Source organism: Paractinoplanes pyxinae (assembly GCF_026626335.1).
Taxonomy (GTDB): Bacteria; Actinomycetota; Actinomycetes; order Mycobacteriales; family Micromonosporaceae; genus Actinoplanes; species Actinoplanes pyxinae.
In genome coordinates, this window is the sequence record NZ_JAPNTZ010000001.1 from 384876 (window position 1) to 397082 (window position 12207).

At 73.5% G+C, this 12207-nt stretch carries 11 protein-coding genes and 1 pseudogene; 5 read left to right on the forward strand and 7 right to left on the reverse strand.

Translation table 11 applies throughout. The annotated features are described in order from the left end of the window. The first annotated feature begins 4 nt into the window (after window positions 1-4). Window positions 5-1003, forward strand: a complete 999-nt coding sequence (locus OWR29_RS01765; protein ID WP_267560473.1) for an alcohol dehydrogenase catalytic domain-containing protein — start codon at window positions 5-7, stop codon at window positions 1001-1003. A gap of 10 nt (window positions 1004-1013) precedes the next feature. Here OWR29_RS01765 and OWR29_RS01770 read toward each other — a convergent pair whose 3' ends face one another. After that, entirely contained in the window at window positions 1014-1538 is a 525-nt protein-coding gene (locus OWR29_RS01770; RefSeq protein WP_267560474.1) for a hypothetical protein, read from the reverse strand. Window positions 1539-1747: 209 nt separating this feature from the next. Here OWR29_RS01770 and OWR29_RS01775 point away from each other — a divergent pair, with 209 nt between their 5' ends. Together OWR29_RS01775 and OWR29_RS01780 are read left to right on the forward strand one after the other, a co-directional pair. Next, complete coding sequence (locus OWR29_RS01775; protein WP_324291211.1) at window positions 1748-2632, forward strand: helix-turn-helix transcriptional regulator; 885 nt, start codon at window positions 1748-1750, stop codon at window positions 2630-2632. Between the two features lie 54 nt (window positions 2633-2686). After that, window positions 2687-2755, forward strand: a pseudogene (locus OWR29_RS01780) (fibronectin type III-like domain-contianing protein); the annotation flags it as partial. 73 nt (window positions 2756-2828) lie between these two features. On the opposite strand, the gene OWR29_RS01785 reads toward OWR29_RS01780, so the two are convergent. Then, complete coding sequence (locus OWR29_RS01785) at window positions 2829-5120, reverse strand: putative bifunctional diguanylate cyclase/phosphodiesterase (RefSeq protein WP_267560475.1); 2292 nt, start codon at window positions 5118-5120, stop codon at window positions 2829-2831. A gap of 188 nt (window positions 5121-5308) precedes the next feature. On the opposite strand from OWR29_RS01785, the gene lon reads away from it, so the two are divergent. Beyond that, complete coding sequence (lon, locus tag OWR29_RS01790) at window positions 5309-7561, forward strand: endopeptidase La (RefSeq protein WP_267561168.1); 2253 nt, start codon at window positions 5309-5311, stop codon at window positions 7559-7561. A gap of 117 nt (window positions 7562-7678) precedes the next feature. Next, window positions 7679-8185, forward strand: coding sequence for a flavin reductase family protein (locus tag OWR29_RS01795; RefSeq protein ID WP_267560476.1), 507 nt, complete (start codon window positions 7679-7681; stop codon window positions 8183-8185). Here OWR29_RS01795 and OWR29_RS01800 read toward each other — a convergent pair. The 5 genes from OWR29_RS01800 to OWR29_RS01820 form a co-directional block, all read right to left on the reverse strand. Further along, a complete protein-coding gene (locus OWR29_RS01800; protein ID WP_267560477.1) occupies window positions 8174-8584 on the reverse strand; it encodes a VOC family protein in 411 nt (136 codons plus the stop codon). The genes OWR29_RS01795 and OWR29_RS01800 overlap by 12 nt on opposite strands. Beyond that, window positions 8581-9048, reverse strand: a complete 468-nt coding sequence (locus OWR29_RS01805) for a nucleoside deaminase (RefSeq protein WP_267560478.1) — start codon at window positions 9046-9048, stop codon at window positions 8581-8583. The genes OWR29_RS01800 and OWR29_RS01805 overlap by 4 nt, the downstream gene beginning before the upstream one ends. A gap of 21 nt (window positions 9049-9069) precedes the next feature. After that, a complete protein-coding gene (locus tag OWR29_RS01810) occupies window positions 9070-10086 on the reverse strand; it encodes a sensor histidine kinase (RefSeq protein ID WP_267560479.1) in 1017 nt (338 codons plus the stop codon). Next, window positions 10079-10762, reverse strand: a complete 684-nt coding sequence (locus tag OWR29_RS01815) for a response regulator transcription factor (protein ID WP_267560481.1) — start codon at window positions 10760-10762, stop codon at window positions 10079-10081. The genes OWR29_RS01810 and OWR29_RS01815 overlap by 8 nt, the downstream gene beginning before the upstream one ends. Before the next feature lie 64 nt (window positions 10763-10826). Then, window positions 10827-12197, reverse strand: coding sequence for a hypothetical protein (locus OWR29_RS01820; RefSeq protein WP_267560482.1), 1371 nt, complete (start codon window positions 12195-12197; stop codon window positions 10827-10829). Between the last annotated feature and the right edge of the window lie 10 nt (window positions 12198-12207).

A 12207-nucleotide genomic window follows, 5' to 3' on the forward strand; every position in this document is an offset into this window, starting at 1 on the left:
GACCATGACCATGCGTGCGGTGCAGGCTCAGGTGGCCGGGGCGCCGTTCGTCCTGACCGAACTGCCGGTTCCCGAACCGAAGCCGAACCAGGTGCGGATCAAGGTGCACGCCTGCGGGGTGTGCGCGGGCGAGGCGATTCCCCGCAACGCCCTGTTCGGCACCCGGCTGCCGCGGGTGCCCGGCCACGAGGTCACCGGCGTCGTCGACGCGGTCGGCGAGGCCGTGACGGTGTGGCGCCCGGGCGACCGGGTCGGCGTCGGCTGGTCCGGCGGCGTCGACTTCACCTGCGAGTACTGCCGCCGGGGCGACTTCACCAACTGCGAGATGCGGACGATCACCGGCAGCTCGTTCGACGGCGGCTACGCCGAGTACACGGTCGCGCCGCAGGACGCGGTGGCCGCCCTGCCCGACGAGCTGGACTTCGCCGAGGCGGCCCCGCTGATGTGCGCCGGCATGACCGCGTTCAACGGGCTGCGGCACTCGACGGCCGGCCCGGGTGACCTGGTCGCCGTGAGCGGGGTCGGCGGCGTGGGCCACCTGGCCGTCGCCTTCGCCAACGCGATGGGCTTCCGGACGGTCGCCATCAACCGGGGGACCGCCAAGGAGGAGATGGCCCGGCAGCTGGGCGCGCACGACTACATCGACAGCACCGCGCACGACGCCGGCGAGGCGCTGCGGGCCATGGGCGGCGCCCAGGTCATCTACGACACGACGTCGCGCGGGGACGTGCAGACCGGCCTGATCAAGGGGCTCAAGCACAGCGGCCAGCTGATCGTGGTCGAGGGCGCGGACCCGATCGGGGGCACCGGCCACGACCTCTCATGGTGGCGGCTGCACATCGACGGCTGGTACAGCGGGGTGGCTCGGGACAGCGAGGACGCCCTGAACTTCGCCGTCCTCAAGAACGTCCGCCCGATCATCGAGACGCACAAACTCGAGGACGCCGAACAGGCCTACTCGAACATCGGGAAGGCGCACATGCGGTCGGTGCTGCTGCCCTGACCCGTACGGCCTACTGTCCGCGCTCCCAGACGGCGACCGCTTCCTCGTCCTGGCGGGGCACCCAGCCCACGGCCTCGGGCCGGGCCGAGGTGCCGGCGAAGGTCAGGCCGAGGGAGCCGGCGCCGGCGGCGAACCGGACGCGCTTGGTCTGCTTCGGGTCGTACTCGTAGCCCTGGGCGTCGTACAGCGTGAACAGGGCCGGGTTGATCGTGAACGGCCGGGCGGCTTGGACTGACAGAACCAGCTTGGCCGAGCGCGCGGCGTAGGTGGCCGAGGCGAGCTTGACGGTCGCCACCTTCGCGCCGCCCTTGGTGATCGTGACGACCCGGCCGGACTGGACGTACTTGAGCCCGCGGTCGTGGTCGTCGATCACCGGGACGGTCTTCACCGCGACCGGAGCTGCCTGCGCCGCGACCGGCGCTGGGGCCGCCGGAACGGCGCGGGCCGGCGGCTCGGCGGCCGCGGCCACACCGGCGAAGGCGGTCATCGCCACGGCCGTGAGGCCGAGCGACGCGAGGCGGGCGAACTTCTTCATGCGCGACATCTCCGGTTTTGAGGTGGTGGCGGCGTCTGACAAGTGCAACGGCGAACTGCCACCACGGTTGTGCCGGTCGGCACATCTTACAGGTGGTTGGCGAATCCCCGGTGACCCGTGGGTCACGCCCTCAGCCGGGGATCGGCGATCCCTGGATGAGCCCGCGCGGCGGCGTTACAAACGACGCAGAACACCGAAGGGAGCGTCTGGTGATCGATCGAGCCGGCCTGGCCGATTTCCTGCGCCGCCGCCGTGAGTCGCTGCAGCCCGAGGACGTCGGGCTGCCCCGCGGCCCGCGCCGCCGCACCGACGGCCTGCGCCGCGAAGAGGTGGCCGCGCTGTGCCACATGTCGATCGACTACTACGAGCGGCTGGAACGCGAACGCGGCCCGCACCCGTCGACCCAGATGGTGGCGGCGATCGCCCTGGGTCTGCACCTGACGCTCGACGAGCGTGACCACCTGTTCCTGCTGGCCGGGCATCAGCCCCCGCCCCGGGGCGAGAGCGGCGAGCACGTCGGCCCCGGGCTGTCCCGCGTGTTCGACCGCTTGACCGACACCCCGGCCGAGATCGTCACCGAGCTCGGCTACGCCCTGCGGCAGACGCCGCTGGCCGTGGCCCTCACCGGCGACGCCTCCGCGTACACGGGCCCGGCCCGCAGCCGCGGCTACCGCTGGTTCGCCGACCCGGCCGCCCGCCGCATCCATCCGCCGGAGGATCACGCGTTCCTCTCCCGCGTGTACGCCTCGGGCCTGCGCCGCCTGGTCACCCTGCGCGGCCCCGGCTCCGAGGCCGCGCGCTTCGTCGAGCTGCTGCTGGCCGAGAGCGACGAGTTCCGCACCTTGTGGGACGAGCACGAGATCGGCGTCAAGCCCGACTCGACGAAGCGCTACGTCCACCCCGACGTCGGCCTGCTCGTGCTGAACTGCCAGACCCTGGTCGACCCGCAGCAGTCCCACCTGCTGATGGTCTACACCGCCACGCCCGGCAGCGAGAGCCACGAGAAACTGCGCCGCCTGGCGGTCTTGCCGGCGCCTTGGCCGGCCGGCGGCGATCTTCAGGCGCGGCGGACCAGGTCGGCCTCGAAGCGGTAGGCGTCGCCGCGGTACGTCCGCCGGCCCGAGCGGGAGCTGCGCGGCTTCGACAAGGTGACCCTCGAACCCGGCCGGAGCGCGCGGGTCACCTTCGAGCTGAGCAGCCGCGACTTCGCCTACTGGGACGTCGCCGCCGACGCCTGGCGGCGCGAGGGTGGCGAGTTCGTCGTCGAGGTCGGCGCCCGACGACCCGGAGCTAGCGCCCCTGGTGCCCGACGAGCGGCTGCTCGAGTTCACGTCCTCCCGCTTCACCGAGGGCCACCGCTGAGCGGAGGTCGGCCGCGGGCATCGGGCGCGCGAAGTGAAAGCCCTGGGCGCGTTCGTAGCCCAGCTCGGTCAGGCGCTCGGCCTGCTCCGCGGTCTCGATGCCCTCGGCCACCGCCTGCAGGCCGAACGCCCGGGCCATCTGCAGCACGGCGTCGGCGATCGCCTCCGAGCCGCCGTCCGGCACGAACGAGCGGTCCAGCTTGATCTGGTCGACCGGGCAGGTGGCGAGCAGGCTGAGCGTGGACGCGCCGGTGCCGAAGTCGTCCAGCGACAGCCTTACGCCCAGGTCCCGCAAAGCCTGCAGGTTCTCGCTGGTGGCCCCGCCGCCGACGGCCACCGACTCGGTGATCTCGACGGTCAGCCGGTGGGCCGGCAGGCCGCTGTCGCGCAGCGCCGACGCCACCACGGCCGGGAAGCCGGTCTGGCGCAGCTGCCGGGCCGACACGTTCACCGACACCGTCAGCTCGCCCGGCCAGGTCGCCGCCTCGCGGGTGGCCGCCCGCAGCACCCACGTGCCGAGCGGGACGATCAGGCCGGATTGCTCGGCGGCGTCGATGAACGCGCCCGGGCCGAGCAGTCCCTTCTCCGGGTGCTGCCAGCGGACCAGCGCCTCGGCCCCGGTGATCCGGCCGCCGGGCAGCGTCACCACCGGCTGGAAGAACACCACCAGCTGCTCCTCCAGCAGCGCCGTGCGCAGGGCGGCGACCTGGCGGCTGCGCTCGGCGCCGCGGGCCTCCATGCCCGGCCGGTACCGCTCGTAGCCGCCCTCGCCGCGGCCCTTGGCCTCGTACATGGCGATGTCGGCCCGGCGCAGCAGGTCGCCCGCGTCGTCCCCGCCGCGGCCGTCGACGATGCCGAAGCTGGCCCGGACGGTCATCGGCTCGCCGTCGATCAGGACCGGCTCGAGCAGGGCGTTGGCGATCCGGGTCAGCGCCAGGTCCACGTCGGGTCCGGCGACGCCGGAGAACAGGATGGCGAACTCGTCGCCGCCCAGCCGGGCCACCATGTCGTCCGGCCGCACGCTGGCCCGCATCCGCTCGGCCACGTGCACCAGCAGCGCGTCGCCGGTGGCGTGCCCCAGCGTGTCGTTGACGATCTTGAAGTCGTCCAGGTCGACCAGCACGATGCTGAGCGGCTGGTCCGGGCCCGCGCCGGCCAGCGCGCCGGCGACCCGGTCGCCGAACAGTGAGCGGTTGGCCAGGCCGGTGAGCATGTCGTGGCCGGCCTCGTAGCTGAGCCGTTCCTGCAAGGTGTCGTTGTGCCGGAAGGTGATCAGCTGGCGGATCACCACCAGCATGGTCAGCGTGACCGCGACCGCGTCGATCAGCAGCCCGTCGGCGGTGTGGCGCACGTTGTGATAGACCACCATGGCGTTGACCGCCGCGATGCCCACGTACGGCATCAAGCTGTAGCCGCGCACCTTGCGCGGACGCCGCTCGCCGGCCGCGGTGTCGACCACCTGCATCCGGGCGCCGACCGCGGCCGCGTAGGCGGCCAGGGGCAGCACCAGCACCAGCAGGTTGCCCTCGGGCTGCTGCCGGTGCAGGAAGGCCACGGCCGAGCCGAGCCCGCCGATCAGGGCCGAGGCGCCGATCCAGTAGAGGCCGCGCCGGGCGAACGAGTCGACGCCGGCCAGCACCACCTTGGCCGCCAGGTAGACGCCGTTGACGCCGGCGCCCATGATGACGACCGCGGCGGCCACGCGCGCCGGGGTGACCTGGCCGCCGGCGAACTGCTCGGACGCCGCGAAGTGCCAGATCAGCAGCCCGGCGGCCGAGCACAGGGTGCCCAGGTCGAGCCCGACGCCCAGCTTGCGGGCCCGGCTGCGGGCGCTGAACGGCAGGCCGACCAGCGGCCAGGTGAGCACGATGCCGCCGGCCAGGTGCAGCACCACCGAGACGGGCACGAGCCAGCCGCCGGCGCCGAGTTCGGACAGGAAGCGCAGGGCGGCGACGACGACGAACAGCGAGGCGCCGATCCGCACCGTCAGCCAGTAGCGGCGCACCACCGGGGCCGACCCCGGGTCCGTCTCGACCCGGCGGCACAGCACGAGCGTGGGCACGATGACCGCGATCATCAGCAGCCAGTTCAGCGGCGCGGGCCAGAGCCGGCCGGTGTGCTCCTGCGCCACGAAGGCGGCGACATCGATGATCAGCAGTGCCGTGACGGCCTGGAACGCCCGGTCGGCGAACAGCGACGGGCGGCCGGGCGTTTCGGGCATGCCCTCCTATCGGCGGCGGCCCGGCCCGGGGTGAGTTGCGGAACGGGAGTTTTTCGCCGGCAGCGAACGCCGGAAGAGGATCGAGGCCGCCGAGGTTGAGCCGCGCATACTCAACTTTTCGGAGGTGCCGGGTGACCAGCAAACGTCTCCCCGTGTTGTTCCTTGACGACGTCGTGCTCCTCCCGGGCATGGTCGTCCCGGTCGAGCTGGACGAGGCGGCCCAGGCCGCCGTCGACGCGGCCCGCACCTCGGCCGGCTCCGAGCTGCTGATCGCTCCGCGGCTCGAGGACCGTTACGCAACCCACGGCGTCGTGGCGAGCGTCCGGCAGGTCGGCAAGTCCCGCGGCGGTTCGCCCGCGGCCGTTCTGCGTACGGGTGTCCGCGCCCGCATCGGCGGCGGGGTCACCGGCCCCGGCGCGGCCCTGTGGGTCGAGGTCGAGCCGGTCGAGGTGGCCGCCCCCGGCGAGCACGCCCGCGAGCTCGCCGCCGAGTACAAGCAGCTGGTGGTCTCGGTGCTGCAGCGCCGCGAGGCGTGGCAGGTCATCGAGTCGGTCAGCGCCATCGACGACCCGGGCGACCTGGCCGACACCGCCGGCTGGGCCCCCTACCTGGCCAACGACCGCAAGCGCGAGCTGCTGGAGACCCCGGACGTCGAGGCCCGGCTGCGCCTGCTGATCGAGTGGACCCAGGACTTCCTGGCCGAGTCCGAGGTCAGCGACAAGATCGAGCACGACGTCCGCGAGTCGGTCGAGAAGCGCAACCGCGAGTACCTGCTCCGCGAGCAGCTCAAGGCCATCCGCAAGGAGCTCGGCGAGGACGAGGCCGAGGGCAACGACGACTACCGTGCCCGCGTCGAGGCGGCCGACCTGCCCGACTCCGTACGCGAGGCCGCGCTGCGCGAGGTGGGCAAGCTGGAGCGGGCCGGCGACCAGAACCCGGAGGCGGGCTGGATCCGCACCTGGCTCGACACCGTGCTCGACCTGCCGTGGAACGTGCGCACCACCGACAACACCGACCTCGAGGCGGCCCGGGCCGTGCTCGACGCCGACCACCACGGGCTGGACGAGGTCAAGGACCGCATCGTCGAGTACCTGGGCGTCCGCGCCCGCCGCGAGTCCCGCAACCTCTCGATCGTCGGCGGCCGGGGCTCGGGCGCGGTGATCCTGCTGGCCGGGCCGCCCGGAGTCGGCAAGACCTCGCTCGGCGAGTCGGTCGCGCGCACGCTGAACCGCAAGTTCGTCCGGGTCGCCCTGGGCGGCGTGCGCGACGAGGCGGAGATTCGAGGCCACCGGCGTACGTACGTCGGGGCTCTTCCCGGTCGCATCGTGCGGGCCATCCGCGAGTCGGGCTCGATGAACCCGGTCGTGCTGCTGGACGAGGTCGACAAGGTCGGCAGCGACTACCGCGGCGACCCGGCCGCGGCCCTGCTCGAGGTGCTGGACCCGGCGCAGAACCACACGTTCCGCGACCACTACCTGGACCTCGACCTGGACCTGTCGGACGTGCTGTTCATCGCCACGGCGAACGTGCTCGAGACGATCCCGCAGGCGCTGTTCGACCGGATGGAGCTCATCTCGATCGACGGCTACACCGAGAGCGACAAGGTGGCCATCGCCCGCGACTTCCTGGTGCCGCGGCAGCTGGAGCGGGCGGCGCTGTCCGAGGGCGAGGTGACGGTCACCGAGGACGCCCTGCGCGAGATCGCGGCCAACTACACCCGCGAGGCGGGCGTGCGGTCGTTCGAGCGGCTGCTGGCCAAGGCGTTCCGCAAGGCGGCGCTGAAGGAGCTGCCGGTCACCGTGGACGCGGCCGACCTCAAGGAGCTCATCGGCCGGCCCCGCTTCACGCCGGAGTCGTCCGAGCGTACGGCCGTGCCCGGTGTCGCCACCGGCCTGGCCGTCACGGGCATGGGCGGCGACGTGCTCTACATCGAGGCGTCGCTGCTGCCAGGCGACAAGGGCGGCCTCTCGGTCACCGGCCAGCTCGGCGACGTGATGAAGGAATCGGCTCAGATCGCGCTGTCGTACGTGCGGGCCCACGCCGAGGAGTTCGGCATCTCGCCCGAGCAGCTCGACCACCCGATCCACCTGCACGTGCCGGCGGGCGCGGTGCCCAAGGACGGGCCCTCGGCCGGTGTCACGATGACCACGGCCCTGGTCTCGCTCCTGCTCGGCCGCAACGTGCGGGCCGAGGTGGGCATGACCGGTGAGGTGTCGCTGACCGGCCGGGTGCTGCCGATCGGCGGGGTCAAGCAGAAGCTGCTCGCCGCTCAGCGGGCCGGCCTCACCGAGGTCTACCTGCCGCAGCGCAACGAGCCCGACCTGGACGAGGTGCCGGCCGACGTGCTGGCCGCGCTGACCGTGCACATCGTCTCCGACGTACGGGAAATCCTGAAGACCGCCCTCGAGCCGGTGGCCGCCGGCCTGGTGGCAGCGGCCTGATTTCCACCCGGAGCCCGCGGCGGATTCGCCTCGCCGCGGGCTTCCGCACGCCCGGAAACAATCCCTATTAATCCCATAGGCATTGTGCTACGTTGCGGTCATGGGAAAGCGAACTTCATGACTGAGCATGCCGTGCCGCTCGCCACCAACCAAGACCTGGACCCGGTGCGTCTGCGCCAGGCGTTCGGCATCTTCCCCAGCGGTGTCGTCGCGGTCGCCGCCCAGGTCGACGGCGTGCTGGCCGGGCTGGCGGCCAGCTCGTTCACCTCGGTCAGCCTCGATCCGCCGCTGGTGTCGTTCTCGATCGCCAACACCTCCAAGACGTGGCCCGGCCTGCGCCGGGCGACCCACCTGGGCATCACGATCCTGGCCGACCGCCACGGCGGCCTGGCCCGCCAGCTGGCCGGCCCGCCCGCGACCCGCTTCGACGGCGTCGAGGTGCTGATCGGCCCCGACGGCGCGGTCACCCTGCCGGACGGCCTGGCCCAGTTCGACACCACCATCTACCGCGAGGTCGAGGCGGGCGACCACACCATCGTCCTGTTGCGACTGCACGCCGTGCAGCACGCCGACCACTCGCTGCCCCTGGTCTTCCACCGCAGCGCCTTCGGCCTACGCGCCTGATCCGTCCAGCTCCTCGAACAGGGTGATGTGCAGGTCGCCCGGCGCCTCCAGCCGGGCGTTCAGCGACCGCCACGGCGTCTCGGTCGGCGGGGCGACGACCTGAGCGCCCGCCTCAACCGCCTCGGCCGTGCTCGCGGTGGCGTCGGCGACCTCGAACGCCAGCCGGAAGCGGGGCGCCACCGGGCGGCCCACCTCGACCTGGTCGACGTAGCGGTGGTGGGCCGGGTTGGCCAGCTCCAGCGTGGCCCGGCCGGCGTCCAGGATCATGACGCGTTCGTCGCCGTCGCCGCTGAACGCCGCCTCCTCGGGCAGCCCCAGCGCGTCCCGGAAGAACGCCACGGCGGCGTCGTAGTCCTCGACCTCGACGATCAGCCGCAACTGCCGCGCGCCGCCGCTCATCGCCGGGCCGCCCGCTCGTGCAGGACCCGCATTTCTTCGTCGTACGGCGTGACGGGGCCGGTGACGCTGAGGCCGGGCACCACGGTCGTGATGGGCAGGACGGCCACGGGGGACGACGGCTGACCCCAGCCCGCCCGCCAGCCGGCCAGCTGGGCGCTGGATCCGGCGTACACGATCGGGCCCAGACCGACCCAGCCGTGCGCGGCCGCACACATCGGGCAGTGCTCGCCGGACGTGTACACCGTGCTGGCCGCGCGGTCGGCTGGACCGAGGTTGGCCGCGGCCCACTGCGCCAGCCGCAGTTCCGGGTGCGCGGTCGGATCGGCCTCGGTGACCTCCCGATTGCGGTCCTCGGCCAGCACCTTGCCGTCCGGCCCGGCCAGCACCGACCCGAACGGATGGTCCCCGGCCTCCAGAGCCTCGGCCGCGAGCTCCACACACCGCCGCAGATGTTCGTCAGTCATGCGGCCCACCTTAGGGTCGGTCTAGGGCCGGGCGGGCAGGCGTACGACGAAGCGGCAGCCGTCGCCGGTGTTGCCGACGCCGACCCGGCCGCCGTGCGCCTCGACCAGGCCGCGGACGATGGCCAGGCCGAGCCCGCCGCCTGCCGTCCCGGCCGGCGCCGGGCTGCGCGCCCGCTCGCCGCGGAAGGCCACGTCGAACACCCGGGGCAGGTCCGCCTCGGGGATGCCGCCGCAGGTGTCGGTGACCGCGAGCCAGGCGTCCCGGTCGTCGTGCCCGGCCTCGATGCGTACGGTGCCGTCGGGCGGGGTGTAGCGCACGGAGTTCACCAGCAGGTTGGTCACGACCCGGCCCAGTTCGGGCTCGCTGCCCAGCACCACGGGCCACCCCGACTCGGCCGCCACCAGCCGGATGCGGCGGTGGGCGGCCAGCGGGGCGGTGGCCGCGATGGCCTCGGAGACGACGTCGCCCAGGGGCACCCGGGCCAGGGCCAGGCGCAGGGCGCCGGCGTTGATCCGGGACAGCTCGAACAGGTCGTCGACCAGGTGGGTCATCCGGTCGGTCTCGACCCGGATCCGGCGGTGATAGTCGGCGACCGCGACCGGGTCGGCCACCACCCCGTCCTCCAGGGCCTCGGCCATGGCCCGCAGCCCGGCCAGCGGGGTCCGCAGGTCGTGCGAGACCCAGGCCACCAGCTCGCGGCGGCCCGCCTCGAGCCGCCGTTCCTGCTCGCGGGCCTGCGCCGACCACATGGCCGCGGCGGCCAGGCGGCGGCCGAACGTGATGCCCAGGGCCAGGCTGACCACGGCCGCCGCCAGCACGGTGAGCACCACGACCTGCAGGTCGTGAGCGGACAGGAACATCGCCTGGGCGACCGTCACCACACCGGCCACGACGGCCGCGACCGTGACGACAAGCAGCACACCCACGTGGACGGCGATCGACCGCCCGCCGAGCCGGCGCAGCACGAGCAGCCCGGCCCCGCCCACGACAGCGCCCGCGCCCAGCGCGTAGACGGCGATGAGCACCAGGTCAGTCATGCGCGGGCTCGTAGCGGTAGCCGACACCCCAGGCGGTGACGATCCGCCGGGGCGACGCCGGATCCTTCTCGATCTTCTCGCGCAGCCGCCGCACGTGCACGGTCACCGTCGACTGGTCGCCGAACTGCCAGCCCCACACCTGGTCGAGCAGCTCGGCCCGGGACCAGGCCCGGGCCGGGTGGCGCAGCAGGAAGACGAGCAGGTCGAATTCGCGGACGGTGAGCGACAGCGGCCGGTCGCCGACCGACGCCGTCCGGCGGCCGGTGTCGGCGGTCAGGTCGCCGTCGCGCAGCAGGCCGGACCCGGTGGCCGGGGGACTGCGGCGCAGCACCGAGCGGACGCGCAGAACGAGTTCGCGCGGCGAGAACGGTTTGGTGACGTAGTCGTCGGCGCCGACCTCGAGACCGGCCACCCGGTCGCCCTCGTCGCCGAGCGCGGTCAGCATGACCACGGGCAGGCCGGGGCGCCGGACGCGCAGTCGCCGGCACACCTCGAGGCCGTCCAGCCCGGGCATCATGAGGTCGAGCACGACCAGGTCGGGCTGCTCGTCCTCGACGGCGGCGAGGGCGGCCGGGCCGTCGGCGGCCAGCCGCACCCGGTAGCCGTCCTGCTCGAGGTAGCGGCGGACGACGTCGCTGACGGTCGGGTCGTCGTCGACGACCAGCACGTGGGGCACGTCCCGACGCTACCGAGCCGCGAGCCGATCGGGACGCCGGCGGACCTTTCGAGGTTCTTACGGCCTACCAGGTGGTCAGCAGCAGATGGTTGATCAGCAGGGCGGTCGTGGCCTGGACGGCGAGCCAGAACCGGCGGCCGGGGACAGGAATCAGGGCGGCCCCGGCCATCAGCCAGACCGCGAACGGCAGCCAGATGCGTTCCACCTCGGCCTTGCTGTAGCCGGACAGGTCGGCCAGCAGGATCGCGAGCAGAGCCGAGGCGGGCAGCAGCACCGCCGGGCGCCGCCACCGAGGCCGCCGGTGGGCGGCCCGGCGCAGGATCACCGCAGCGGCCGGGCCGGCACAGGCGGCGAGCAGGGCCAGGTCGGCCCAGACCCAGTAGGCGTACGGGCGGACCCTCGCCACGCCCTGGTAGTACCGGACCGTGACCAGGTGATATCCCTCCGGCCACCAGAATCCGGCAAAAGTGAAAGCGGCGCCGACCGCTGTCGCGGCGCTGACGGTGAGTGCGAAGACCCGCGGCACTCGGCCTGCCAGCACGATGACGGCCGCCACCGGCACGACCAGCAACACCAGCCCGTACGAGAGATAGAGGCATCCACCGAGCAGGAGCCCCGCCCCCGCGGCGGCCGGCGCGCTCCGGCCGGGCGGCACTTGGGTGGCGGGCGCGCTGCTGCCGGCCGGCGCTCGGGTGGAGGGCGCGCTCCGGCTGGTCAGCGCGACCGCCAGCAGGGCCAGCCCGGTCGCCGCGACGCCGGCGAACAACCCGTCGGCCGAGGCTCCGATCCACACCGCCCCGGGGAAGAGCACCACGAACGGGACGGCGGCGCGGGCGGCTCGCTCGTCGCCGAGGGCGCGGATGGTGACCGGCACCGCCACCGCGCACAGGGCGCCGCCCGCGACACAGGCGATCGCCGCCCAGCCGCCTCCGCCGAGCCCGATCCGGTCGAGGCCGGCGAACACCAGCAGCGCGCCCGGCGGATGGCCGGCCACGTGGGTGGCCCACGAATCGGGCCGGAAGTCGACGATGCGGCCCGCGAAGCCGCGCAGGAAGCCGGGGACGTCGGTGACCGCGGCGACCTCGCTGAGGTATTCGTGCCGGGTGGTGAGGCGCCCGGCCAGGCCGCGCTGCCAGCCGTCGACCAGGGCCAGAGCCACGATCCAGGCGGCCGAGGCGGCGTAGGCGGCTACGAGCAGGCGGCGCCACGGAAGGACGGCGGCGAGCCGGGGGCCGTACCCGATGACCAGCACCGCCATCGCGAGCGCGAGCGGCGTGCCGGGACCCACGTGGGGCAGCCAGCGGCCGGTGAACGGCGCGGGGGTGGCGTGCACCGGGCGGCCGGCCAGATAGAGCACCGCGCCTACAAGCGCTGCGAGCGCGATCAACGACAACGCGGCGCCGGCCGCGACCACGTCGGCGCGGTGGACCGTCACCCGCTTCGCT